The sequence below is a fragment of the Paraburkholderia sp. SSBN10T genome, assembly GCF_056619545.1.
Map to the genome: position 1 here is coordinate 32,506 of NZ_JBWQQI010000017.1, position 26,534 is coordinate 59,039.

18 protein-coding genes are annotated in these 26,534 nt (G+C 65.1%); 13 read left to right on the forward strand and 5 right to left on the reverse strand.

Translation table 11 applies throughout. The features are described 5' to 3' along the window. Positions 1-11: 11 nt before the first annotated feature. The 5 genes from betA to AC1ECK_RS24085 all read left to right on the forward strand — a co-directional run bounded on the left by betA (position 12) and on the right by AC1ECK_RS24085 (position 9,217). Positions 12-1,733, forward strand: coding sequence for a choline dehydrogenase (betA, locus tag AC1ECK_RS24065; RefSeq protein WP_480323497.1), 1,722 nt, complete (start codon positions 12-14; stop codon positions 1,731-1,733). A gap of 183 nt (positions 1,734-1,916) precedes the next feature. Next, a complete protein-coding gene (locus AC1ECK_RS24070; protein ID WP_480323499.1) occupies positions 1,917-3,350 on the forward strand; it encodes an MFS transporter in 1,434 nt (477 codons plus the stop codon). Positions 3,351-3,954: 604 nt separating this feature from the next. Further along, entirely contained in the window at positions 3,955-4,545 is a 591-nt protein-coding gene (locus AC1ECK_RS24075; protein ID WP_480323501.1) for a DUF2760 domain-containing protein, read from the forward strand. Beyond that, positions 4,542-6,389: an Hsp70 family protein gene (locus tag AC1ECK_RS24080; RefSeq protein ID WP_480323503.1), complete on the forward strand. Its 1,848-nt coding sequence runs from the start codon at positions 4,542-4,544 to the stop codon at positions 6,387-6,389. The genes AC1ECK_RS24075 and AC1ECK_RS24080 overlap by 4 nt, the downstream gene beginning before the upstream one ends. Beyond that, a complete protein-coding gene (locus tag AC1ECK_RS24085) occupies positions 6,386-9,217 on the forward strand; it encodes an Hsp70 family protein (protein ID WP_480323505.1) in 2,832 nt (943 codons plus the stop codon). The genes AC1ECK_RS24080 and AC1ECK_RS24085 overlap by 4 nt, the downstream gene beginning before the upstream one ends. Before the next feature lie 96 nt (positions 9,218-9,313). Here AC1ECK_RS24085 and AC1ECK_RS24090 read toward each other — a convergent pair whose 3' ends face one another. Both AC1ECK_RS24090 and AC1ECK_RS24095 read right to left on the reverse strand, forming a co-directional pair. After that, entirely contained in the window at positions 9,314-10,879 is a 1,566-nt protein-coding gene (locus AC1ECK_RS24090; RefSeq protein WP_480323507.1) for a methyl-accepting chemotaxis protein, read from the reverse strand. Between the two features lie 581 nt (positions 10,880-11,460). Beyond that, positions 11,461-12,393 carry a 2-hydroxyacid dehydrogenase gene (locus AC1ECK_RS24095; protein WP_480323509.1) on the reverse strand — a complete coding sequence of 311 codons (933 nt, stop codon included), beginning with the start codon at positions 12,391-12,393 and terminating at the stop codon, positions 11,461-11,463. A 298-nt stretch (positions 12,394-12,691) separates the two neighbouring features. Here AC1ECK_RS24095 and AC1ECK_RS24100 point away from each other — a divergent pair, with 298 nt between their 5' ends. After that, positions 12,692-14,182 carry a sensor domain-containing diguanylate cyclase gene (locus tag AC1ECK_RS24100; RefSeq protein WP_480323511.1) on the forward strand — a complete coding sequence of 497 codons (1,491 nt, stop codon included), beginning with the start codon at positions 12,692-12,694 and terminating at the stop codon, positions 14,180-14,182. Positions 14,183-14,279: 97 nt separating this feature from the next. Continuing rightward, positions 14,280-14,999 (forward strand): carbonic anhydrase, encoded by a 720-nt coding sequence (locus AC1ECK_RS24105; protein WP_480323513.1) that lies wholly within the window; start codon positions 14,280-14,282, stop codon positions 14,997-14,999. On the opposite strand, the gene AC1ECK_RS24110 is transcribed toward AC1ECK_RS24105, so the two are convergent. Next, on the reverse strand, positions 14,986-15,306 hold the full coding sequence (locus AC1ECK_RS24110; RefSeq protein WP_480323515.1) for a VOC family protein: 321 nt from the start codon (positions 15,304-15,306) through the stop codon (positions 14,986-14,988). The two genes, AC1ECK_RS24105 and AC1ECK_RS24110, sit on opposite strands and share 14 nt — an antisense overlap. A gap of 136 nt (positions 15,307-15,442) precedes the next feature. On the opposite strand from AC1ECK_RS24110, the gene AC1ECK_RS24115 reads away from it, so the two are divergent. Beyond that, on the forward strand, positions 15,443-15,835 hold the full coding sequence (locus AC1ECK_RS24115; protein WP_480323517.1) for a VOC family protein: 393 nt from the start codon (positions 15,443-15,445) through the stop codon (positions 15,833-15,835). Between the two features lie 75 nt (positions 15,836-15,910). On the opposite strand, the gene AC1ECK_RS24120 is transcribed toward AC1ECK_RS24115, so the two are convergent. After that, on the reverse strand, positions 15,911-16,876 hold the full coding sequence (locus AC1ECK_RS24120; protein WP_480323519.1) for an AraC family transcriptional regulator: 966 nt from the start codon (positions 16,874-16,876) through the stop codon (positions 15,911-15,913). A gap of 242 nt (positions 16,877-17,118) precedes the next feature. On the opposite strand from AC1ECK_RS24120, the gene AC1ECK_RS24125 reads away from it, so the two are divergent. Further along, positions 17,119-18,171 (forward strand): NAD(P)-dependent alcohol dehydrogenase, encoded by a 1,053-nt coding sequence (locus AC1ECK_RS24125; RefSeq protein ID WP_480323521.1) that lies wholly within the window; start codon positions 17,119-17,121, stop codon positions 18,169-18,171. Between the two features lie 235 nt (positions 18,172-18,406). Beyond that, a complete protein-coding gene (locus AC1ECK_RS24130) occupies positions 18,407-19,363 on the forward strand; it encodes a LysR family transcriptional regulator (RefSeq protein ID WP_480323523.1) in 957 nt (318 codons plus the stop codon). A gap of 85 nt (positions 19,364-19,448) precedes the next feature. Here the strand turns inward: AC1ECK_RS24130 and AC1ECK_RS24135 are convergent, their stop codons facing one another. Next, positions 19,449-20,396: a hypothetical protein gene (locus AC1ECK_RS24135; RefSeq protein ID WP_480323525.1), complete on the reverse strand. Its 948-nt coding sequence runs from the start codon at positions 20,394-20,396 to the stop codon at positions 19,449-19,451. Between the two features lie 126 nt (positions 20,397-20,522). On the opposite strand from AC1ECK_RS24135, the gene AC1ECK_RS24140 reads away from it, so the two are divergent. The 3 genes from AC1ECK_RS24140 (at position 20,523) to tagF (ending at position 26,496) form a co-directional block, all read left to right on the forward strand. Next, positions 20,523-21,362 (forward strand): M15 family metallopeptidase, encoded by an 840-nt coding sequence (locus tag AC1ECK_RS24140; RefSeq protein WP_480323527.1) that lies wholly within the window; start codon positions 20,523-20,525, stop codon positions 21,360-21,362. Positions 21,363-21,586: 224 nt separating this feature from the next. Next, on the forward strand, positions 21,587-25,507 hold the full coding sequence (tssM, locus tag AC1ECK_RS24145) for a type VI secretion system membrane subunit TssM (protein WP_480323529.1): 3,921 nt from the start codon (positions 21,587-21,589) through the stop codon (positions 25,505-25,507). After that, positions 25,504-26,496, forward strand: a complete 993-nt coding sequence (tagF, locus tag AC1ECK_RS24150; protein ID WP_480323531.1) for a type VI secretion system-associated protein TagF — start codon at positions 25,504-25,506, stop codon at positions 26,494-26,496. Before tssM ends, tagF begins: the two co-directional genes overlap by 4 nt. The last annotated feature ends 38 nt before the right edge of the window (positions 26,497-26,534 follow it).

A 26,534-nucleotide genomic window follows, 5' to 3' on the forward strand; every position in this document is an offset into this window, starting at 1 on the left:
GGGGGCGCAGCATGGCAGCGAAGGAGTACGACTACATCGTGATCGGCGCGGGCTCGGCGGGCAACGTGCTGGCCACGCGGCTGACCGAGGACCCGGGCGTCACCGTGCTGCTGCTCGAAGCGGGCGGCCCCGACTACCGTTTCGATTTCCGCACGCAGATGCCGGCGGCGCTGGCGTATCCATTACAGGGCCGCCGCTACAACTGGGCCTACGAAACCGAACCCGAGCCGCACATGAACAACCGCCGGATGGAATGCGGGCGCGGCAAGGGCCTCGGCGGCTCATCGCTGATCAACGGCATGTGTTACATCCGCGGTAACGCACTCGATTACGACGGCTGGGCCGAACGCGAGGGCCTCGAAAACTGGAGCTATCTCGACTGCCTGCCGTACTTCCGCAAAGCGGAAACGCGCGATATCGGTCCGAACGACTATCACGGCGGCGACGGCCCCGTGCACGTCACCACCAGTAAACCCGGCGCGAATCCGTTATTTGGCGCGATGGTCGAAGCCGGCGTCGAGGCCGGCTATGCACGCACCGACGACCTGAACGGCTATCAGCAGGAAGGCTTCGGGCCGATGGACCGCACGGTGACGGCCAACGGACGGCGTGCCAGCACGGCGCGCGGCTATCTGGATCAGGCGCGGCAACGGCCCAACCTGACCATCGTCACACACGCAACCACCGACCGCATCCTGTTCACCGGCAAGCGCGCCACCGGTGTCGCCTATCTGCACGGCAACACCTCGCTCGCCGCCTACGCAAGCCGCGAAGTGCTGCTGTGCGGCGGCGCGATCGCCTCGCCGCAGATCCTGCAGCGCTCGGGCGTGGGTCCCGCCGCATGGCTGCGCGAACTGGACATTCCACTCGTGCTCGACTTGCCTGGCGTGGGCCAGAATCTGCAGGACCACCTCGAGATGTACATGCAGTACGAGTGCAAGGAGCCGGTCTCGCTCTACCCGGCGCTGCTGCTGCACAACCAGCCGGCCATCGGGCTCGAATGGATGCTCAGGGGCACCGGCATCGGCGCGAGCAACCACTTCGAAGCAGGCGGTTTTATCCGCACGCGCGACGACGATCCGTGGCCGAACATCCAGTATCACTTCCTGCCGGTGGCGATCAACTACAACGGCACCAACGCCATCAAGATGCACGGCTTCCAGGCCCACGTCGGCTCGATGCGCTCGCCAAGCCGCGGGCGCGTCAAGCTGCGCTCGCGCGATCCACGCGAACACCCGTCGATTCTCTTCAACTACATGGCCGAGGCGCTCGACTGGCGCGAATTCCGCGACGCCATCCGGATCACCCGCGAGATCATCCGCCAGCCGGCGCTCGACCGCTTCCGCGGCCGTGAGCTGAGCCCGGGCGCCGAGTTGCAAAGCGACGCGGAGATCGACGCGTTCGTGCGAGCGAGGGCCGAAACCGCTTATCACCCGTCCTGTTCCTGCGCGATGGGCTATGACGAAATGGCCGTGGTCGACAACGAAGGCCGCGTACATGGTCTCGAAGGGCTGCGGGTGGTGGACGCTTCGATCATGCCGCGCATCGCCACCGGCAACCTCAACGCGCCCACCATCATGCTGGCCGAAAAGATCGCCGACCGGATTCGCCGCCGTGCTGCACTGGCGCGGGTCGATACGCCCTACTTCGTGGCAAACGGTGCACCCGCACGCGGCATATCTGCACGCTCGACGACAACCGCGCCGCCAGCAGCTCCTGTGCCCGCCGCTTGAGCCTCCGGGTGCGAATCCGCAGCCGCGCCCAATGACGCGGGCCAGCTCGAAATGGCGCACCCGTTCCATCCGAATGCCGATTTCGTTCTATGTCGGTCATTAATGGTCAAGTCTACTGAATGGAACCGGACCTCGAAGCCCAACCGGTAATCAGGTCTTCGAACCATCCATCCAGAGGATGCCATGCCGAGCGCCGCTTCACCGTCTCCTGTCCGCCCCAGTGCCGCTGCGCGTCTCGAGCGCCTGCCGTTTTCCGGCTACCACCGGACCATCTTCATCATCATTGCCGCCGCGTTTTTCTTCGACTCGATCGATCTCGGCACGATGACCTTCGTGCTGGGTTCGATCAAGACCGAATTCAGACTCTCGAGTGCGATGGCCGGACTGGTTGCAAGCGCAAGCTTCTTCGGCATGGTGCTCGGCGCCGCCGTGGCCGGCCTGCTCGCCGACCGCTTCGGACGCCGCCCGGTGTTCCAGTGGAGCATGGTGCTGTGGGGCGTCGCCTCGTACCTGTGTTCGACCGCGCATTCGGTCGACGCGTTGATTGTCTATCGCGTGCTGCTCGGCATCGGCATGGGCATGGAGTTTCCGATTGCGCAGACCTTGCTCTCCGAGTTCGTGCCCGCGGCTTCGCGCGGCAGGCTTGTCGCGCTGATGGACGGCTTCTGGCCGCTCGGTTTCATCACGGCGGGCCTCGTGTCGTACTTCGTGCTGCCGCAGTTCGGCTGGCGCACGGTGTTCGCGCTGCTGGCGATTCCGGCCGTGTTCGTGCTGATCGTGCGCCGTGTCGTACCGGAGTCGCCGCGCTGGCTCGAACATCATGGCAAGCCTGCCGAGGCCGATGCGGTCCTCGCGCGCATCGAAGCGAAGGTGATGAAGTCGAATGGGCTCAGGTGGCTGCCCACGCCTTCGCTGCTGGCCGAAACCGCCTCTACCGGCAGGCACGGCGCATTCCGCGAAATCTGGAGCACTGCGTATCGCCGCCGCACCATCATGGTCTGGCTGCTGTGGTTCTTCGCCTTGCTCGGCTTCTACGGCCTGACTTCATGGCTCGGTGCGTTGATGCAGCAAGCCGGTTTCGCGGTGACGAAATCCGTGCTGTACACGATGCTGATCTCGCTCGGCGGCGTGCCCGGTTTCCTGTGTGCGGCCTGGCTGGTCGAGCGCTGGGGGCGCAAGCCGACCTGCATCGTCTCGCTCGCCGGCGGCGGGATCATGGCGTTTCTCTACGGACAGACCGCGCTGCATGCGGACAGCGTCGGCTTGCTGATCTGTGCCGGACTGCTGATGCAGTTCTTCCTGTTCGGCATGTGGGCCGTGCTGTATACCTACACGCCCGAGCTCTACGGCACCGGTGCGCGCGCAACCGGTTCGGGCTTTGCGTCGGCGATCGGTCGGGTCGGTTCGCTGATCGGGCCGTATGCCGTCGGCGTGGTGCTGCCGGTGTTCGGCCAGGGCGGTGTGTTCACGCTGGGCGCGCTGTCGTTCGCGGTGGCCGCGCTCGCGGTCTGGGTGATGGGAATCGAAACGAAGGGACTGGCGCTCGAATCGCTCGCGTCGCACGAGACGCCCGAGGCTGCGCCAGGCTACCGGGTCGCTGTCGACGACGCGCGCTGAGCGCCGCAAAGTCCGGTGAAATGCGCCAGGTGCAATAGCCTGGCGAAATGAAGTTCGCCTCGTGCACCATCGTGCAGCGCAGGCGAGCTTCGCAATGAGGTACCGGTCAAGCCTGCGACCGGTTGCATCCGCTACCGGCATGGTCCGGGTGTGAACTGCGGCGCCGACCGCCGCGTGACCCAGCCAGTCACGAGTACGCTCTCATGATATCGGCTAGCGTTATCAATGCTTCATGAGTAATTTCCCGGTCTTGACGACTCGCTGCGCCGCCGCGCGCTCCGTGCACCGCGATGCAGCATTACGCAACCTGTGCGGCACTTGCCGCGCTTCTTGAGCGCCCGGCCCTCCTTCCTGCAATCACTCCTCGCAACCCGCTTGCGGCCCTCGTTAGGCCGCGCCTCGCCCGAAAGGTAAAATACGCGCTGAGGCCCGGATGGGCCGTGCCCAGACCGGGCCGCGAGGCCAACCGATGCCGAACTGAGCCGACCCACGGCGCCGCTTCACGCATCGATGTCCGCCACCGTACAACCCGCGGCGACCCCGGTTCGAACCGGCGTTGCCCGAGGACAGCTCGTCCTTGAACAGAGCCCCTCAGGAGCTACACATGACCGACACGAACGTGTCTTTTCTCGGCCGCATATCGCTGGCCGTCGGGACGTTCTTCAGCATTCTGGGCGACGGCGAGTTCGCCGCCCGCGTACAGCGTCTGCGCAGCGGCGCGCCGCTCGCGGCGACGCCCGCAGCGGCGGCGGCACCCGTTGCAGCGCCCGCGCCGGCACCCACACCGCAGCCGGCCGCAGCCGTGCTGAAACAGGCAAGCCCCGACGCTGCGCTGCAATTGCTGGGCCTGCTGCAACGCGACGCGCGCTTTATCGACTTCATCGAAGAAGACGTGGCCGGTTACTCGGACGCCGACATCGGCGCCGCCGCCCGCGTCGTGCATGGCGGCTGCCGCACCGTGCTGCGCGAGCACTTCACGATCCGCCCGGTGCGCGAGGAAGCGGAAGGCAGCCGCGTGACGCTGCCCGAAGGCTTCGACGCCACGGCCGTCCGGCTCACCGGCAACGTGGTCGGCAAGGCGCCGTTTACCGGCAGCCTGAGCCATCGCGGCTGGCGCGTCGACGAGGTGCGCCTGCCGAAGCTGGCCGCGAGCCACGACACCTCGGTCATCGCTGCGGCCGAGGTGGAACTATGAGCATGCCGCGCTATTCGATCGGCATCGACCTGGGCACGACACATTGCGCCCTCTCGTATGTCGATCTCGCCGGCAGCGACGGCGAAAAGACCACTCTGGAAGTCCAGCCGGTCACGCAGCTCACCGCGCCGGCCACCATCGACGACCTGCCGCTGCTGCCCTCGTTCCTCTATCTGCCGCATCCAGGCGAACTCGCGCCGTTCGACCTGGGCCTGCCGTGGACCGGTGGGCGCGACTTCGCAGTCGGCGAAATGGCGCGCAGCCGCGGCGCGGCCACGCCGATCCGGCTCGTGTCGAGCGCCAAGAGCTGGCTGTGCCATTCCGGCGTCGACCGTCGTGCGGCGATTCTGCCCAACGATGCGCCGCCCGAAGTGGCGCGCGTGTCGCCGCTCGAAACCTCGATTCGCTACCTCACGCATCTGCGCGAAGCGTGGGACCATGCGCATCCGGAGGCGCCCTTCGGCGAGCAGGAAATTACCGTCACGATTCCCGCCTCGTTCGATCCGGCCGCCCGCGAACTGACCGCCGAAGCCGCGCAAAGCGCCGGCTATACCGGCATGACGCTACTGGAAGAACCGCAAGCCGCACTGTATAGCTGGATCCAGAAGAGCAACGGCCAGTGGCGCAAGCAGGTGCAAGTGGGCGACATCATCCTCGTCGTGGACGTGGGCGGGGGCACCACCGACCTGTCGCTGATCGCGGTCGTCGAGCGTGAAGGCAACCTCGAACTGCACCGTGTCGCCGTGGGCGAGCACATCCTGCTCGGCGGCGACAACATGGACCTCGCGTTGGCCCACGTGGTGGCCCGCAAGCTGGCCGCGCAAGGCACCCAAGCCGATCCGTGGCAACTGCGCGCGCTGACCTACGCCTGCCGCGCCGCCAAGGAAACGCTGCTGAGCGACGCCGCCGCCGATGCCGTGCCGCTCGTCATCCCTAGCCGCGGCTCGAAGCTGATTGGCGGCTCGATCCGCACCGAACTCACGCGCGCCGAACTCACGCAGACGATCCTCGAAGGTTTTTTCCCGCAAGTCGACAGCGCAGCGCGTCCGCTGAGCCGCGCGCGCGCCGGCTTGACGCAGCTCGGCCTGCCGTATGCGCAGGACGCCGCCGTGACGCGCCATCTGGCTGCTTTCCTCGGCCGTCAGGTGGGCGCGCTCGCCGAACTCGCAGGCTTGCAAGGCACGCAACCGCAAAGCGCGAGCTTCCTGCATCCCACCGCGGTGCTGTTCAACGGCGGCGTGTTCAAATCGCCGTTGCTGGTCGAGCGCATCCTGCAGACGCTCAACGGCTGGCTCGCCGCGGAAGGCGCCGCGCCCGCGCGTCTGCTCGAAGGCGCGGATCTCGATCTCGCGGTCGCGCGCGGTGCGGCCTACTACGGCTACGTGAAGCGCGGCCAGGGCGTGCGGATTCGCGGCGGCATTGCGCAAGCCTTCTATATCGCCGTGGAATCGGCCATGCCCGCCGTGCCGGGGCTCGAACCGCCGGTGCAGGCGCTCTGCGTGGCGCCGTTCGGCATGGAAGAAGGCAGCGAGGCGGCGCTGCCGGCCCAGGAGTTCGGCCTGGTGGTCGGCGAACCGGTGCAGTTCCGCTTCTTCGGCTCTTCGGTGCGGCGCCAGGATCAGGTCGGCACGCTGCTCGATTACTGGACGCCCGAGGAACTGCAGGAACTCGACGAAATCCAGGCGACGCTGCCGCCCGAAGGCCGCAGCCCCGGTGAGATCGTGCCGGTGAAACTGCATGCGCGCGTCACCGAAGCCGGTACGCTGGAACTGGAAGCCATTCCGCGCGGCACCGGCGAGCGCTGGAAAGTCGAATTCGACGTGCGCGGCCACGGCAACGCTTGAGCGCGATGAAGCAGTATTTCGTCGGGATCGATCTTGGCACCAGCAACACGGTCGTCGCGTACACCGAGGCAGGCACCGAGGACATCCGCGTCTTCGATATCGATCAGCTCGTCAGTCCCGGCGAAGTCGCGGCGCGGCCGCTGCTGCCCTCGGTGCGCTATCACGCGGCGCAGGGGGAACTGAGCCCATGCGATCTGTCGTTGCCGTGGTCCGGATCACTGCCAGGATCCGATAAGCGGCAGGCCGAAGGTTCGCAATCCGGCGAGCGCCCGGTGGTGATCGGGCGGCTCGCGCGCAGCCTCGGCGCCCAGGTGCCGGGCCGGCTGGTGGCGAGCGCCAAGAGCTGGCTCTCGCATGTGTCGGTGGATCGCACCGCGCCGATTCTGCCGTGGGGCGCCAGCGACGAGGTCGACAAGGTGTCGCCCGTCACGGCCAGCGCCAGCTATCTCGCGCACGTGCGCTCGGCGTGGAATCAGCGCCTCCCGGATGCCCCGCTCGAACAGCAGGATGTCGTGCTCACGGTGCCCGCCTCGTTCGACGACGGCGCTCGCGCGCTGACGCTCGAAGCGGCCCGCATGGCGCAGTTGCCGAAACTGCGGCTGCTGGAAGAACCGCAGGCCGCCTTCTACGACTGGTTGTTTCAGCATCGCGGCTCGCTTGACGCCGAACTCGCCGGGACGCGGCTCGTGCTGATCTGCGACGTCGGCGGCGGCACCACCGACTTCACCTTGATCAAGGTACAGATGCAAGGCGGTCAACCGCAGTTGACGCGCGTCGGAGTGGGCAACCACCTGATGCTCGGCGGCGACAACATGGACCTCGCACTCGCGCATCTGGCCGAGAGCCGGCTGTCGACGCCGCAGGCGCGTCTCTCGGCGGCGAGCCTCTCGCAACTCGTCGAGCGCTGCCGGGTGGCCAAAGAGCAACTGCTCGGCGCCGACGCGCCGGCCTCGGTGCCGGTCACGCTGCTGGGCGCAGGCTCGAAGCTGATCGGCGGGGCACGGACCACGGAGATCACGCGAGAGGAAGTCGAGCAGATCATCGTCGACGGCTTCTTCCCGCTCGTTGCCGCCGCTGCGCGGCCGGGCCGCCCGCGCGGCGCCATCGTCGAGTTTGGCCTGCCGTATGCGAGCGATCCGGCGATCACCCGGCACGCCGCCGCGTTTCTGAGCCGGCTGGCGGCGCAATCGCGCGATGCGCTCGGTTCGTCCGCCGCCGCTGACGGCGACGACGTGCTGCCCGTGCCCGACACGCTGCTGCTCAACGGCGGCGTGTTTCGCGCCGAAGCGCTCAGCGAACGACTCGCCGAGACGCTGGCGGCATGGCGAGGCAAGCCGCTGCATGTCCTGCATAACGATAATCCCGACGTCGCCGTGGCGCGCGGCGCAGTGGCCTACGCACTCGCGCGCGCCGGCCGCGCACCGCGAATCGGCGGCGGTTCGCCACGCAGCTATTTTCTCGTGCTGGAGGAGGACGCGCAGGCCCTGCGAGGCGTCTGTGTGCTGCCGCGCGGCACCGAAGAAGGCCGCGAGATCCATCTCGCGGACCGCACTTTCGCACTAAAGCTCGGGCAACCGGTGCAATTTCATCTGGTGTCCTCTGTATCCGATACGCGCTGGCACGCGGGCGAGCTGGCCGCGCTGGCGCTGGGCGAATTCGTGCGCCTGCCGCCGATCGCCACGGTCGTGGCGCCGCGTGAAGCCGGCCAGTCCGCCGAGACGCCGGTGCAGCTCGCCGCCTCGCTCACCGAAGTGGGCACGCTGGAGGTGCATTGCATCGCCGCCGCTGAAGCCGGTGATGCAGCGAACACCGCCCAGCGCTGGCTGCTCGAGTTCCAGTTGCGCCGCGGCGGGGCCAAGGTCAGCGTATCCGGCGAGGCACCCCATCCCGCCCTGCCCAAGGCGCTCGAACTGATCGACCGCAGCTTCGGTTCGCGCTCGCAAAAAGTCGACCCCAAAGAGGTCAAGCGCACGCGGGCCGAACTGGAGCAGATTCTCGGTCCACGCGCGAACTGGAATAGCGCGCTGCTGCGCGAGCTGTTCAATGCGCTGTGGGAACGCGCGAGACGGCGGCGCCGTTCCGCGGACCACGAGCGCCTCTGGCTCAATCTGGCCGGCTATTGCGTGCGCCCGGGCTTCGGTTATCCGCTCGACGAATGGCGCGTCGAGCAACTGTGGACGCTGTTCGACGACGGCATTCAATACATCAACGACAGCCAGGTCTGGTCGGAATGGTGGACGCTGTGGCGGCGCGCGGCGGGCGGCCTCGGCGAGCGCGAACAGCTCGATGTGCTCGACGCGGTGGCCTTCATGCAGTCCGCCGCCGCATCGCGCACCAAACTGCCGTTCGACCCCGCGAAATCCGGCTATGCCGACATGGTGCGCCTCGAAGCGTCGCTGGAACGCGTGCCGGCCGAGCGCAAGATCGAACTCGGCGAGCGGCTGATCGCGCGGCTCAGGAAGCCTGCCGAGAGTCATCAGGGCTGGTGGGCCGTCGGCCGCATCGGTGCGCGCCGGCCTTTCTACGGCAGCGCGCACAGCGTGGTGCCGCCGCCGGTCGCCACGCAGTGGCTCGAGACGATTCTCGCGCTCGACTGGAAGAAGGTCGAACCGGCTGCGTTTGCCGCCGTGCAGATTGCGCGGATGACCGGCGACCGCTCGCGCGACCTCGCCGACGAGGTGCGCGCGAGCGTCGTCAAGCGGCTGGAATCCGCCCATGCGCCGGCCAACTGGATCACGATGATCCGCGAGGCCGTCGAACTCGACGAGGCCGACGAGGGTCGTGTATTCGGCGAGTCGCTGCCGCCGGGGCTCAAGCTGATCGGTTGAGCGTCGGCTGGACGTTGCTTCGACGCCGCTTCAACCTCAAGCGGCCGCATCCGCACCCAAGCGCCCAACCGATCCGGCATGCAAGCCGCTTGCCGCCTACAGCTTGAAAAAGGCAATCGCCTGATTCAACTGGTGCCCCTGCCCCTCCAGCGATTTGGAAGCCGCAGCCGCCTCCTCGACCAGCGCCGCGTTCTGCTGCGTGACCGAATCCATCTGCGTGATCGCCTGATTGACCTGCTCGATCCCGCGGCTCTGCTCGATCGAAGCCGAGGCAATCTCACCCATGATGTCGGTGACACGCGCCACCGCCTGGGTGACTTCCGCCATCGTCTTGCCCGCTTCGGTCGCACGCTCCGAGCCGCCCTGGATCTTGTTCACCGATTCGGCAATCAGGTCCTTGATTTCCTTCGCCGCGCTGGACGAACGTTGCGCGAGACTGCGCACCTCACTCGCCACCACCGCGAAGCCACGGCCCTGCTCGCCTGCGCGAGCGGCTTCCACGGCCGCGTTGAGCGCGAGGATGTTGGTCTGGAACGCAATGCCCTCGATGATGCTGGTGATATCGGCAATCTTGGTCGAGCTGGCGCTGATCTCGCCCATCGTCTGCACGACCTGGCTCACCACCTGGTTGCCCTTCACGGCCACGTCCGAAGCGTTCGCCGACAGCACGCTCGCCTGCTGCGAGTTCTCGGCGTTCTGCTTGACCGTCGAAGTCAGCTCTTCCATGCTCGAAGCGGTTTCCTGCAATGACGAGGCCTGTTGCTCGGTACGCGCGGACAGGTCGATATTGCCCGAGGCAATCTGGCTCGAACCGGTGGCGATGCTGTCCGCTGCCGTGCGCACGCGCGCAATCAGGTCGACGAGACTGGCCTGCATCCGTCCCATCGACGAAAGTACGCTGCCCGCCGGGGCCTGCGCGGCGCCCTCGACCACCCGCAGGTCGCCGCCGGCGACGCGCTGGGCAACCTCGCCGAGCACGCCCGGCTCGGCGCCGAGCGAGCGGATCAAGCCGCGAGCGATCAGCAAGCCGAGCAGCAGCGAAAGCGCGATGGCCACAACACAGGTGCCGATCAGGATGGTGCGCTGCACCGCATATTGTTCAGCGCCGGCCTCGACCAATTGATTCGCACGGCTGAGCGTGTAGGCCTGGTAGGCGTCGGTGGCCTTGACCAGCGCGGCAAGCAGCGGCCGGCAATCGTTGTCGATCTTCGCCACGGCTTCGTCGCGCTTGTTCGCCACGGCCAGCGCGACGATGGCCTGCGCCACCGGCGTGTAGTCCGCCTCGATCCGGTTGATCTCCTTCACCATGTCGCGAGCCTCGGCGGTGGTATCGCCGGCCGACGCCATCATCTGATTGAGCTTCGCGAGGTTCGTCTGGACATCTTGCTGCGCTTGCGCCTCAGCGTCCTTTTCCATCTGGAAGTCGTCCGGCCGCGTCACCAGCGCCATGTTGCGGGCTGCGATCGCACGCCGGTCGACCGCGGTTCTCACCTGCTCGGAGGCAATCGCACGCGCATTGATACCGGACACGAAGCCGGAGAAACGCGCATTCGAGTCGCTCAATGCCTTCACCGACATCCCCGCCACCACCATCACCACTACTGTTAACGTCCCAAAAGCGCTGTACAGCTTGGCTTTTACGGACAGGTCTCTAAGGTTCATAGCTTTCCGCTCCCATCGTTCGAGTCGAGAAAAATAGTTCGTTGTATAGCGCTTTTCTCTCAAATTCCGACGCCCACGGTCGGTTGTGGCATTGCCTGCCATCTCAGCGCTTTAACGGCAGCGGCACGACATTCATTAATCGCGCAAAGGTTTGCGCGTGTTTTATTTTTTTGATTTTTCTCAATTGATCGGGATTTAACGTTTGAGCGGTAAATAATACATCCCCAAACCCAGGGTTTCCCCGGTTTGTCAAGCTGGAAGGGCATCTGCGCGAATCGATCGGACTTACCTTTGGGTCATTAAACAATGATTTCAATCACTGCTCATCGACATATCGATTTAACACTTATTAGATAAACGACAGAAAGTAATTTAATGTAAGGAAGCCTTTCGATACTTTCTGATTTGCCTGATGAATGAAATACGCAAAACGCGAATTATCTCAATCACTGGCATTGCCGGGGACGCCCCGGCCGATGCGAGGGCGTCATTCGTGTCATAAGGGAAATGCAGGAGCGAGGCGCTGGCCCCCTCTCCAGGCGGGCGGTGCGCCGACTGTGGCGGGGACACACTAAACCAGCTCAGATCGGCGTCAATACTTTCTCGCCGGCGAAATGCCGGGTGGCGTTGGCGAGGAAGTTCTGCACCGAGGCGGTGATCGCCTCCGGCGAGCGGCCGCCCACATGCGGCGTCAGCACGACGTTGCGCAACTCGCGCAAGGCTTCCGGCAGATGCGGCTCGCCCTCGTAGACATCGAGTCCGGCGCCGGCAATCGTTCCTGCCCGCAACGCGGCGGCAAGCGCCGTGGTATCCACGACACTGCCGCGCGCAACGTTTACCACGAAGCCGTCCGGCCCCAGCGCATCGAGCACCGCCGCGTCGACAAGATGCCGCGTGCCGGCACCGCCTGGGGTGGCGATGACGAGGAAATCGCACCACTCGGCGAGCGCTCTCGCGCTCCCGAAGTAGCGCATCGGCTCGCCTTCGCGCGGCTTGCGGTTGTGATAGCCCAGTTCCATGTCGAAGCCAGCGCCGCGGCGCGCCACCTTCTGGCCGATATTGCCCAGCCCGAGAATGCCGAGGCGTTTGCCCGATACGTTGGGGTGCATCGGCAGAGAATCGCGCAAGACACCCTGGCGCGTCGCCTGATCGAGTTGCACGACGTCGCGCACCACGGCGAGCAGCAACGCGAAAGCATGATCGGCCACGCAGTGGTCGTTGGTCCCCGCCCCGTTGACGAGCACGATATGGCGGGCCCGCGCATGGTCGAGCGCGAGGTTCTCGTAGCCGGCGCCCAGCGCGCTGACCAGTTCGAGCTGGGGCATCTGATCGATTTCGGCCGCTTGCAGGCCGGTCGTGCCGTTGGTCAGTACCGCCCGTACGGTCGCACCGTGGGCGGCGATAGCGGCGGCACGTGCAGCGGGATCGGGGGCGTAGATAACGTCGAAGGCTTCAGCGATGCTCGCGCGACTCGCATCCTTCAGGGCAATCAGAACCAGCAGGCAAGGTTTCATGGGCAGGTTGGACGCGTTCTGGGGCAGGAAACTGCGACACGGCAAGTGTAACAAGGCCGCCGGAGCGGTGCAGAAGGCCCTCGGCCGGCGCTCCCGCGGGGTGCCGTCGGCTCAAGTTCGCGCATCGCCTGCCGTTACTTCGCAAAGGGGCGCAATCATTCCACGGCGGCGTGCGGACGGGCGCGGACTGCGTGGCCGGCGCCGCACACCACATGGTTAGCCGCCCCCCTGATTGAAGTCCCTGCTCCACAGCCCCAAGGCGTCTTAGAATAACCGCACTCTTGTTTACGGATCCGTCATGCTGGATAACCTCAGTGCCCCAGACCAGCCTCGCAACGAAGCGCCGTCCAGCGACGACTCGGAGATGTTCGAGCTCGCGCCCGTGTCGCTCTGGCTCGAAGATTTCAGCGGCGTGCGGGCGTTATTCGATGCCTGGCGAACCGAGGGCGTGACCGATCTGCGCGCGCATTTCAGGGACCATCCGGAGCGGGTCGCGGAATGCGCGCACAGCATTGGGGTCGTCAAGGTCAACCGCAAGACCCTGACGCTGTTCGAGGCGGACAGTCTCGCCACGCTCACCGCCAATCTCGGCGCGGTGTTCCGCGACGACATGCTGAAGACCCACCTCGAAGAGCTCTGCCAGTTGTGGTCCGGCCAGAGCAGCTTCATGAGCCAGACGGTCAACTACACGCTCAGCGGGAGGCGGCTCGACGTGCTCCTCAAGGGCGCCGTGCTGCCGGGGCACGAAGCGCGCTGGGACCGGGTGCTGGTATCGCTGGAGGACGTGAGCGAACTGGAAGGCGCGCGGCATCGCCTCGTCCAGGCCGAAGCCTATGCGCGCGGCCTGTTCGAAGATTCGCCGGTGTCGCTGTGGGTCGAGGATTTCAGTGCAGTCAAACGTCTGCTGAATGACGCCCGGGCCGCGGGCATCGTGGATTTCCGCACGTTTACCGACGTGCATCCCGAGTTCGTCGAACGCTGCATGCAGGAAATTCATGTCCTCGACGTGAACCGGCACACGCTCGATCTGTTCGCGGCACCGGACAAGCCGACCTTGCTGGCCCGCTTGCCGGAAGTATTCCGCGACGACATGCGGCCGCATTTCCGCGAGCAGCTCATCGATCTGTGGGACGGCAAGCTGTTCCAGCAACGCGAGGTCCTCAATTACTCGCTGGACGGCAACGAGGTGCACGTGCATCTGCAGTTTTCCGTGCTGCCGGAACATGAGCGCGACTGGGACCTGGTGCTGGTGGCGCTCACCGACATCACCGCGCGCAAGAAAGCCGAGGCTTATCTGGAGTTTCTCGGCAAGCACGATGTGCTGACCAAGCTGCGCAACCGCTCGTTCTACGTGGACGAGCTGAACCGCCTCGAACGCAAGGGCCCGTTTCCGGTCACGGTCATCATGGCGGATCTGAACGGCCTGAAACGCATTAACGACCAGCTCGGCCATGCAGCCGGCGATGCGCTGTTGCGGCGCGCCGGCGAAGTCCTCGCGAAGGCGATGGAATCGCCGTTTCACGCGGCGCGGATCGGCGGCGACGAATTCGCCATCCTGATGCCCAGCACCGACGAACGCGGCGGCGCGGCGATGATCGACACGGTCCGCCAACTGGTCGAACTCAACAATCAGTTCTACCCAGGCTCGCTGCTGAGCTTTGCGATGGGCGCGGCGACCTGCCAGCAGGGCGAGCGGCTCGAAGCCGCCGTACAACGTGCCGACCTGCTCATGTACGAGGAAAAACGCGCACACTATGCGAGCGAGGGGCCGGCCGGCCCGAACGACTGACACGTAGCGCGGCGGGTGAGCTCGCGCGACGGCTCACCCGCACTCCGGTTCCATCTGCCGCCTGAACACCGTAGTCCTTCCTGCAAGGAGACGAATCATGTGCGCCCCCCTTCTGCCGTCCGCAGCGCGCCGCCAGTTGCTGCTCGCGGGTGCTGCGTCGTTGACACTGGCTCGCTTCGCGGCGGACGCTGCGGATGCCGCCGAGCCCGCCGACGCCAACGCCCCCAACGCCATCGCTCCAGCCGAGGCGCTGACGCGCCTCATGGACGGCAACGCGCGCTACGCGGCCAATGCGCCGGCCAACAAGGACTATTCGGCCGGCCGGGCGAGCCGCGTCGCGGCGCAATATCCGATCGCGGCGATCGTCAGTTGCGCGGACTCGCGCGTCGCTCCGGAACTGGCGTTCGATCAGGGGCCAGGCGATCTCTTCGTGGTGCGGGTAGCCGGCAACTTCGTCAATGAGGACGGACTCGCGAGTCTCGAATACGGCGTGAAGTTTCTGCAGGTGCCGCTCATCATGGTGCTCGGCCATACCAACTGCGGCGCGGTCAGCGCCAGCGTCGACGCGATTCAGAAAGGCGTCGCGCTGCCCGGTCATCTGCCCGACCTCGTGCGCTCGATCAAGCCTGCGGTGGCGATCGCCCGCTTGCACGGCGACGCCGACCTGAAAGCCCGCGCCACCGTCGAGAACGTGCGGCTCAATGCCAACCGCCTGAGCGTATCGAAGCCCATCATCGGCCACTATGTTAAGGAAGGCAAAGTAAAAGTGATCGGCGGGATTTACGACCTGGCCACCGGCAAGGTCAATCTTTTGTGAACACCGCCTCGCCATAGGTGCTGGCGATCCGGCGATCCTGTTCCTGCCTCGAGAACAGCTCCCATTCGAGACCGTTGACGTCCACGCTGCTGGAATAGCCTTCAGCGGTATCGTCCTCGAAACCGACATGCCGGAGCTGCCCCGCCTTGTCCGGCGTTTCGTTGATCGAGAAGTTGAGCAGATCGGTGCGCCACATGGCATAGAGGCCGTGCACGAGCGCGGTGGGCGGCTGGCCGAGACGCTCGCTATAGTCGGCAATCGATGCGTTGAGGTCGGCAACGGCAAGAGCAATGTGGAAGCGCTTCATGTTTTATGTCTCGACAAGGGGTAAGTGGCACCATCCTAGTCTTGTGCCTGAAGGCTAACCAGTTGCCCGGCGATCCCGGTATCGCCATTACCGGTCTTGCAGTGAATGAAGTATCTCTACAGGAGCAAGCGAGCAGATGCTTTCCCATGTATTCGTCGGCATTACCGACTTCGAACGCGCCTTCGGCTTCTATGCCGCGCTGCTGGACGGCTTGAACCTCAAGCTCAAGTTCCGCGATGGGCAGACGGGCTGGGCCGGCTGGATGACGCCCGGGCAGCCGCGGCCGCTCTTTTTGATCGGCCGGCCCTACGACGGCAATCCGGCAAGCGCCGGCAACGGGCAGATGCTCGCCCTGCTGGCGCCGGACCGCGCGAGTGTCGAGCGCGCACATGCCACGGCGCTTGCCCACGGCGGTTCGTGCGAAGGGCCGCCGGGCTTGCGGCCGCAATATCACGAGCACTATTACGGCGCCTACTTCCGCGATCCGGACGGCAACAAGCTCTGCGTGTGCTGTCACGAGCCGGAATAGACCGGCGCGCGTTTAAACCGCGGCACGCGGCGACCGCTCGCGAACCGCCATGCAAACCGCGTCGCCCCAGCGCCGTCAACCGGCAGTCACATACTTCGGCGCGGGCGGCGCCACGCGCGGCGGCGAATCGAACGCCGCGCGCATGCGCTTGACCTCGTCCACCGGACTCAGCCCGAACAGGCGCTTGAACTCGCGGCTGAACTGCGAGGCGCTTTCATAACCGACTCGCGCCGCCGCCGCGCCCGCACTCAAACCGTCCTGCACCATCAGAAGCCGCGCATGATGCAGCCGGGTGGTTTTCACGTATTGCATCGGCGAGGTCGACGTCACGCCCTTGAACTGCGAGTGAAACACCGCGAGGCTCATGCCGGCTTCGCGTGCGAGCGTATCGACGTCGAGATCGCCGTGGTAATCCGCATGAATGCGCCGCAGCGCCTTGGCAATGCGGCCGAAGTGATGCTGATGCGTGAGCGCCGCGCGAATCGCATCGCCCTGCTCGCCGGTCAGCACGCGATAGCAGATCTCGCGCATGATGCCCGGCGCGAGAATCCGCGCATCGACCGGCGCAGCGAGCGCCTCGAGCAGGCGCTGCACCGCGTTGCTCATGACCGGATCGAGCGGCGTGGAATAAATGCCGCGCGGCACGGTATGCGCGGCGCCATGGGTTTCGTTCAGTGTCATCAGCAACTCCGCGACCACCGACAGGTCGACCTGCACGGAGAGGCCCAGAAACGGCTCCTCCGCACTCGCCTCGGTTTCGCACTCGAACGGCAGCGGCACGGACAACACCAGATACTGCTGAGCGTCGTACAGGTAGGTCTGCTCGCCCAGATATCCGCGCTTGCGGCCCTGGCAAACAATCACGATGCTCGGCTCGTAGAGCACCGGCATGCGCGGCATGGGCCGGCTCGCGCGCATCAGCTTGACACCCTCCAGACACGACGGCGTAAAGCCTTCGCACGGCGCAAGAATGTCGAACAGTTCGACCATGCGCTGCTGAGCCGCGCTGACGGGTGGACGGGATGAATGAGTCGTTTGCATGACAATGCCTATCTATTCGGCAGAGAATAAGGCTTGAAATCTAGCACCAAACCGCCTATAGCGCTCGCCCTCAGTAGAAATAGGCAAACCTTCGAGATATTCAGGTATTCCCCAGGTAAGGGCCGCCGCCTACGATGGGAACCCTGCCGGACCATCCCATTCCCGCACCGACGCCCGCAAGGCCGAGCGAAGTCCCGCTTGCGTCGACGCCTGAAGCAACCCCTCTATTTGCAGGAGCACTCATGACCACGACTTATGCCTATGCAGCGAGCGATGCGCAGTCGAAGCTCGCCCCATTCGAATTCCAGCGCCGCGAACTGCGCGACCATGACGTGCAAATGGAAGTGCTGTTTTGCGGCGTCTGCCATTCGGATCTGCATCAGGCCCGCAACGAATGGAAAAACTCGATCTATCCGGTGGTGCCGGGCCACGAAATCGTCGGCCGCGTCACGGCGGTCGGGCCCGACGTGACGCACTACAAGACCGGCGACCTCGTCGGCGTGGGGTGCCTCGTCGACTCGTGCCGCACCTGCCCGAGCTGCGCGGAAGGCCTCGAACAGTATTGCGAAAACGGCTGGGTCGGCACCTATAACGGCGTGGACCGCGTGAGCGGCGACATCACGTTCGGCGGCTATTCGACCCAACTGGTCGTCGACGAAGCGTTCGTCCTGCGCGTACCGGAGAATCTCGATCCGGCCGGCGTGGCGCCGCTGCTGTGCGCCGGCATCACCACCTACTCGCCGCTGCGCCAATGGGGCGCCGGTCCCGGCAAGAAGGTCGGCATCGTCGGCCTGGGCGGCCTCGGCCACATGGGCGTGAAGCTCGCGCGTGCGATGGGTGCGCACGTCGTACTGTTCACGACCTCGCAATCGAAGATCGAAGATGCGAAGCGTCTCGGCGCACATGAGGTGGTGATTTCGAAGAATCCGCAAGAGATGGAAGCGCATGCGAACAGCTTCGATCTGATCATCAACACAGTGGCGGCCCAGCACGACCTCAACCCGTTCCTGAACCTGCTGCGCCGGGACGGCACGATGACGCTGGTCGGCGCGCCGGAACACGATCACCCGTCGCCGCAGGTGTTCAACCTGATCTTCAAGCGCCGCCGTCTGGCGGGCTCGCTGATCGGCGGCATTGCTGAAACCCAGGAAATGCTCGATTTCTGCGGCGAGCACGGCATTACATCGGATATCGAACTGATTCCGATGCAAAAGATTAACGATGCGTATGAGCGGATGTTGAAGAGCGATGTGAAGTATCGCTTTGTGATCGATCTCGACTCGCTCCGGAAGTAACTGCCGGTCGCTTTACTCCAGGCTTCACCCCGGTAGTTCCACAGGTCGTCACGCCGGCGGGCTCAACGCCCGCTACGCGTGATGCACAGGCCGCGCCCGCTGCGGCGGCCTGCCCTGCTCCCGCCTTGCATCGTCATGCCGACGCGCCTCCCCAAACGGGGCGTCCCCAACGGGACGAGGCACGTTGGCTGTACGTCCTTTATTCGGATTGTCCCGTTTGTACAGGAGATTGCCCGTGATTGACCGTATTCAGGCGATGCGCACTTTTATCCGTATCGTCGATACCAATAGCTTCACACGCGCCGCGCAATCGCTCGACATGCCGCGCGCCACGGCGACGACGCTGGTTCAGAATCTCGAAGCCCTGCTCGGCACGGCGCTGCTGGTGCGCACCACGCGCCGCCTCAGCCTGACGCCGGAAGGCGCCGCGTATTACGAACGTTGCTCACAGATTCTCGCCGACATCGACGAGATGGAAGCGAGCCTGCGCCATTCCACCGACAACCTGAGCGGCCGCCTGCGTGTAGAGATGCCGGGCGCGGTGGCGACTGCGCTGGTGTTGCCGGCACTCGACGATTTTCATGAGCTGTATCCGAACATCGATCTCGCGATTGGCGTCAGCAATCGCGCGGTCGATCTGGTCGGCGAAGCGGTGGACTGCAGCATCCAGCTCGGCGAGCTGCCCGATTCGGGTCTCGCGGCGCGCCGGCTCGGCACGCTCGAACACGTGACGTGCGCGAGCCCGGATTATCTGGAACGTTATGGGATGCCTGCCGATCTGGACGATCTGGCGCGGCACGTCGCCGTCAACTGCATGTCGCCGCACAACGGACGCGCGGTGGACTTCGATTTCGAAGTCGGCGGCAGTGCGCTCAACGTCAAGGTGGATGGCTTCGTCAAGGTCAGCGACGAGCAGGCCTATCTGACCTGCGGCCTGCAAGGACTCGGGCTGATCCAGCCGGCGCGCATCGCGGCGCAACCGTACCTCGATTCGGGCCAGTTGCGCGAAATCCTGCCGCAATGGAAGCCAGTGCCGATGACCGTTTCCGTGGCGTACGTGAAGAACCGCGTCGTCTCGCCGCGTGTGCGGGCTTTCGTCGACTGGCTGGCGGTGCTGTTCGAACAGGCCGAGCACGTCGACCAGGATCTGTCGCGAGTGCGGCAGTTGCTGCGCGGCTTGCATCCGGCTTGAGGCGATGAGCCAGCCACACTGGTAGCAAGCGGGTTGGAGGACTGTGGCGCACTTAACAGCCCCCAACCCGCCGCCGCCCGCAGCTTTACGGTTCCTTAGGCGGCGTGGCCGCACCCGGGCAGGCGGGATCCTTGCCCCAATGACCGTCGCACACACGCCAGCGGCACAACTGGTCTTCGAAGAAGCCACGCGTGCCGCACTCCTTCACCCGCTCGGCCAGCTTCGGATTGCCCGGGTTCGCGGCGGCGCTGACCTTGGTCGTATCGCCGTTGACGCCCGCCTTCGGATTTGCCGGCTTGGTGCGCGCCACCAGCGCCGCCAGCAGGTCGGCATCCGGATCATCCTTCGTTGCAGCGGCGTTATGCGCCGTGGGGCGTTGCTTGTCTTTCTTCTCCTGCGCAACTTCCGTGGCACTCGCATGACGATTGCCGGCTGCATCGTGCTTCGCGCGTGCCGCCGCTGTCTCACGCTCGTGATGCGCATGGTTGGCTGCCGTTGCAGCCGGCTTCTCGTTGCTGGTCGCTTCCGTTGCTGGCGCCGACGCACCGCTCACCTCGGCGCCATTCGCGAGCGCCCGCGAGAGGCGATTGTCGTCGATCCCACCAGCCGCCGAGGCGGCCGCTCCCGCAGATGGTTTGGCATCCTTGTTATCGGTGTCGTCCGCCACGATGGTTGCCGGTTGCGGCGTGGAGGCGCCCGCCGCAGGCGCGGCTTTGGCCGTCGCCAGAGCAGAACTGGCGCCTGCTGCCGAAGCGGCCGCCGGCACCGCCGCGGGAGCCGACGCCGCGGCCACCTCGGTGTGTTCGCTACGGGCGCGCTGCTGCAGGTGCCACGCACCCCAGCTGCCTGCGGCGAGCACCAGCAATGCCACCAGCACGGCAGGCGCCTTCGAGCGGCGCGGCTTGTCGGTAGGCGGGGCAACGCGGCCTTCGAGGTTCGCGAGAATCCGCGAGCCGTTGGCTTGTGAGCCTTGTGCCGTATCGGCTAGCAGGCTAGGTGGGGCTTTGGAATTCGAGCTGTCCGGCGCACTCATTCACTGTCTCATTGAATCCTGGTTTATTTCGCCGTGATAATACCGTTTCGGCTCGTCTTCGAGCAGGCCTGATTCTAAGAGCAAGCATTACAAAATACAATTGTTTCCAATTTTCCGGACTTACCATTGATTGCCATCGTACTCGTCGCTTATTTCGCCATCGCGGTGCTGATCGCGGCCATGCTGCTATTGCCGCCGGTACGCGCTTCAATACTGGCCATTGTGCAGGATTTACAAGGCCGATTTATGCGCAATGCATCTTATGGTGCAACACGTGCGCGCGATCAATTAAGTCGCTCGGCAAAAATTTCGCAATCGACAGTAGTCGATATGCAAAATTTACTGGTAAAGCGGCGCTTGCTGATTTTAACTACCACAGGTATTCTTGCGACGCCGCCATTGGTGGCGATCGCATTGCGCGGTCGTCAGTTTTTCCAATACGACGATACAGTACGGGTGCCCGACGAGAAAATTGCCGCGCTATTGAACGGCGAGCAGCTCGTCCCACCGCCCTCATTGCCGCCCGAGGTATTTGCAACGCAGGAAGTGGAGCAGGTTCGCCCCGCGCTACAGGATGCGAGCCGCGACTGGAATTTGCTCGATGCCGACTTCAGAACCCGTTTATTGCTCGTCTACAAAATCATGCACGAACAATACGGCTATGACATGGCTTTACTGGAAGGCTATCGCAGCCCGGAGCGGCAAAACCGGCTGGCGCAATTGGGGGGTGTCACCAATGCCGCAGCCTTTCAGAGCTATCACCAATACGGGCTAGCGGCGGACAATGCGTTTTTGCGTGACGGCAAGCTTGTGATTACAGAAAAAGATCCGTGGGCCATGCGAGGCTATCAGTTATACGGCCAGGTCGCCGAACAGTGCGGCCTGGTGTGGGGAGGCCGCTGGAAATTGATGGATCTTGGGCACGTCGAATATCACAAACCCGGTTTCGTACTCGGGCGGCATTAAGCGGCACAAAGCGGCAAATAATGGGGTTTGCATGGCGCATTCATATAATCTTCACGGCGACAAGACCGATCATGGCTGCGCGGGCCTTTCGTCACAGCCCGCGGCGCAGCGCTTCGCCCCACTCCCAATCGAACCGAATCTCCCCACGCTTGCCGGCATCCGCGCACGCGCAGCGCTGATCGTCCTTCCACACGCTACCCATAACATCCAGACCTGAACGGCCTATGCAACGCTTCCTCAACGGGTTGACCCACTCTCGCACGCTCTCGATCATCGGGCTGATCGCGCTAGCCGCCGTGCTGTTCATCGCGGCCGACACCTTGCGGATCGATCCGATCTGGGCCGCGGTCGCGCTGGGCGCAGTGCTGGTCTTGTGGTTCCTGATCTGGCTGGTACGCAGGCTCGCCGCGCGGCGCGCCAACCGCAAGCTCGGCGAGATGCTCGAACAGCAGGCCGAAAAGCAAACCGAGGCGGCGAGCACTGCCACGCCGGCCCGCCAGGCGGAGCTGGACGCGCTGCGTACCCGTCTGGTCGACGCGGTGAAGACCATCAAGACCTCGAAGATCGGCCAGGTCTCGGGCGGCGCGGCACTCTACGAGCTGCCGTGGTACATCGTGATCGGCAACCCGGCGGCCGGCAAGAGCAGCGCGGTGCTGAACTCAGGCTTGCAGTTCCCCTTCGCGGACAAGAACAACGCGGTGATTCACGGCATTGGCGGTACGCGCAACTGCGACTGGTTCTTCACCACCGAAGGCATTCTGCTCGACACCGCAGGCCGCTACTCGGTGCACGAGGAAGACCGCACCGAATGGCTGGGCTTCCTGAGCCTGCTCAAGCGCCACCGTCCGAAGGCGCCGATCAACGGCATCATCGTCACGGCAAGCATTGCCGAGCTGACCGGCAGCCGCCCCGAGTTCGCCATCAATCTGGCGAAGAACCTGCGCCAGCGGGTCCAGGAGCTGACCGAAAAGCTCGAAGTATTCGCGCCGGTGTACGTGATGTTCACGAAGACCGACCTGATCACGGGCTTCACCGAATTTTTCAGCGGCGGCGAGCGCCACGAGTACGACCGCGTGTGGGGCGCCACCCTGCCCTACGAGCCCGACGAGAAGCGCGACGTGGTGGCGTTGTTCGACGAACGCTTCGAGGAGCTGTATGACGGCCTGAAGGAAATCAGCGTCGCGCAGATGTCGATCAGCCGCGGCAACAAACTGTCGCCGGGGCAACTGAGCTTCCCGCTCGAATTCTCGACCATCAAGCCCGCGCTGCGCTCGTTCCTCGCCACGCTGTTCGAAACCAATCCGTTCCAGTACAAGCCGATCTTCCGCGGCTTCTACTTCACGAGCGCGCTGCAGGAAGGCGAAACCAGCAGCGCCGCGGCGCAGCGCATCGCCACCCGCTTCGGCCTCGACGGTGCGAGCCTTCCCCAGCCGCAAAGCGCGTTCTCGAAGAACGGCTTCTTCCTGCGCGACCTGTTCTCCAAGGTCATTTTTGCCGACCGGCAAACCGTCAAGCAGTTCGCCAGCCCGGCCAAGACGCGCATGCGCTATGCGACGTTCTTCGGCTTCGTCGCCGCGCTCGCGCTGGCGCTCGGCGGCTGGACCTGGTCGACAGTCAACAATCAGCAGCTCACCTCGAACGTGCAGGCCGACCTCGACAACGTGGTGCGTCTGCAGCAGAACCGCAACGACCTGCAATCGCGCCTGCAGGCCATGGATATTCTCGAAGACCGCATCGACCAGCTCGAGCAGTTCCGCCGCGAGCGGCCGCTGGCGGTTTCGCTCGGTCTCTATCAGGGCGACCGTCTCGAGCAGCATTTGCTGACCGAGTATTACAACGGCGTGCGCCAGATCATGCTGGACCCGGTCGCGCAGAATCTCGAAGGCTTCCTGAAAGACGTCAACACGCATCCGGAGCAGCTCGCGCCGATGACGCGCACGCCGGACTCGGGCGCAATTCCGGTGTCTTCGCGACCGTCCGCGATGGTCGCCACGAGCCAGGGCGGCCTGTATAGCGACGCCTCCCCCACCAACGTGGAAGACGCCTACAACGCGCTCAAGACCTACCTGATGCTCGGCGACAAGCGCCACGTCGAAACGGCCCACCTGACCGATCAGGTGGCCCGCTTCTGGCGCGGCTGGCTCGAGACCAACCGGGGCAACATGCCGCGCGACGAGATGATTCGCAGCGCCGAGCGCATGATCACGTTCTACCTGTCGCGCGTCTCGGACGACGACTGGCCGATGATCGACCAGAACCTCGCGCTGGTCGACCAGACCCGCGAGAATCTGCGCCGCGTGGTGCGCGGCATGCCGGCTCGCCAACGCGTCTACGAAGAAATCAAGGCACGCGCCTCGACCCGCTTCGCGCCGATGACGATCGCCCGGATTGTCGGCGACAACAACACCGGCCTGATTGCGGGCAGCTACGCGATCCCCGGCACGTTCACGCGCGACGCATGGTTCCAGTACGTGCAGCCGGCGATCCGCGATGCCGCGACCAAGGAGCTGCAGGCGAAGGACTGGGTGCTCAACACGTCGGCGCATGACGACCTGACGCTCGAGGGCAGCCCCGAACAGATCCAGAAAGCGCTGGTGACGATGTACAAGACCGAGTACGCGATGCACTGGCAGAAGTTCATGCAAGGCATTGCGGTGCAGAACTTCGGCACCTTCAACCAGGCGGTGGATGCCATGAACCGCCTCGGCGACCCGCAGGACTCGCCGATCCGCAAGGTGCTGGAAACCGCTTACGACCAGACATCGTGGGACAACCCGTCGCTCGCCGGCGCGGCCGCCAAGGGCGTGCAAGGCGGCGTGACGAACTGGGTCAAGCAATGGTTCTCGCATACGCCGGCCGCGCCGGTCACCGCGAACATCGACATCAACGGCAACCCGGTCGACCTGCCGATGGGGCCGATCGGCCAGGAGTTCGCGGGGCTCGGCCGGATCGTCGCCAAGCAGGACAACGGCTCGATGCTGCAAGGCTATATGGACACGCTGTCGAAGGTCCGCACGCGCTTTAACGTGATCAAGAACCAGGGCGACCCGGGACCGGGCGCACGCGCACTGATGCAGCAGACGCTCGACGGCAACGGCTCCGAACTCGCGGATTCGCTGAAGTACGTCGACGAGCAGATGCTGACGGGCCTGACCGACTCGCAACGCAAGGGCTTGCGCCCGCTGCTGGTGCGCCCGCTGATGCAGGCGTTCGCGGTGGTGATCCAGCCGGCCAGCGTCGAAGTCAACAAGGTGTGGAATGCGCAGGTGTACCAACCGTTCCAGAGCTCGCTCGCCAGCAAGTATCCGTTCGCGGGCGACGCGAAGGTCGAAGCCGGGGCCAACGAGATCGCCCAGGTGTTCGGCCCGGACGGCTCGGTCGCGAAGTTTGTCGGCACCACGCTCGGGCCGCTCGCCGTGCGCCGCGGCGATACGCTGACGGCACGCACGTGGGGCGATATGGGGCTGGCGCTGACACCCGACTTCACGAGCGGCTTCGCACGCTGGGTGGCCCCGCTGTCGGGCGGCGCCGCGGGCGCGGCGCAGGGCGGCTCGTCGGAACCGCAGACGGTGTTCCAGATCCTGCCGCAACCGAGCAGCGGCACGACCGAATACACGCTGGCAATCGACGGCCAGCAACTGCGCTACCGCAATACGCCGCCGCAGTGGACCAATTTCGTCTGGCCGAACCCGTCCGGCTCGCCGGGTGCGACGCTGTCCGCGACGACCTTCGACGGCCGCACGATCCAGCTCGTCAACGAGCCGGGCCGCTACGGTCTCGAGAAGCTGATCAACTCGGCACAGCGCAAACGCCAGCCGGACGGCACGTTCGATCTGTCGTGGACGCAGGGCAACGTGAGCGTGGCGGTCAGCATGCGCATCATCAGCACGTCGCAGGCGTCGAGCGGCGCCGGCGATGCGCCGCAGCAGCAGAGCCTGCGCGGCCTCAAGCTGCCGTCCTCAGTGGCGGATGTGAGCGCGGCGGCCAATTCGGTGAATGCCACGCCGAGCGGCGCCTCCGGTGCGACCGGTGCGGCGGCGGGCGGCAGCTCGCCGGCGCCGGCGCAGGGGAACAGGTCCACTTCGATGCAAGCGAACCCGAACGCCACCGTGACGGCGGACTCGAACACAGGGGGTGCGCAATGACGCAAACCGTACAGGCGCAAATCGCCTACTTCGGCAAGATTCCGTCGCGGGGCGACTTCGTCAAAAGCGCGCACAACCCGCAATTGCTGCAGACGCTCGACCGCTGGATTGCCGAAGCGATGGAACTGCTGACCGACGATCCACGCTGGAAGATCGTCTACGAAAACGCCCGGCCGCTGCATTTTGCGTTCCTCGGTTCGCGCAGCAAGCTGGCGATTGCCGGCCATATGGTGGCGAGCCACGACCAGTCGTCGCGGCGCTTTCCGTTTCTGGCCGCGACCGCGCTCGAAGTCGAACGGCCGCTGACGTTCCTCGCCCGCAGCCCGCTCGCGTTTGCGCGCCTGTGGTCACGGGTTGCCGCGCAGATGCGACCGCTGGTGAGCGAGGCCGAACCCGCGGGCGCGCTGCAGGCGCTCGGCGACACGCAGGTGCCGATCGAAGTCGGCGGCGGCCCCGGCAATCCGCATGACGGCACCTTCAACGATTTCGTCGAGCACCAGACCCTCGCCGGCCTCGAACAGATGCTGCTCGCCAACGGCCATCCGGTGCGGCTGCGCGGCGCGATGCTGGCGCTCGGTTCGCTGCTGCGGCCGGTGATGAACAGCGGCTCGTCGCATCTCGAACGCGGACTGACCTTGCCGCTGCCGAACGATCCGTTCTACCGCAGCCTCGTTGCCGCGTTCTGGCTCGAACTGATCGCACCGTTCGTCGCCCAGGCCGATTTCGAACTGGCGATTTTCATCGGCACGATTGCGCAGCGCGAACGGCTCGTGATCGGCTTTAACGGCGCCTCGGCGAAAACGCTGCACAGCGTGGTCGACCCGCAGGCCTATGCAGCACACAACATCGATATCGACGATCCCGAGTGGATCGACGAACACGCACAAAACGACCATGGCATCAGCAAGCTCGTCAGTTACCTCGACCAACCGCAACTGTCGCTGCGCGTCAGCATCGACACGTTCCGCGAAGCGTTCGCCGGGGAGTGAGACGATGCGAAGCAATACTGATCGTTTGACGATGCCGC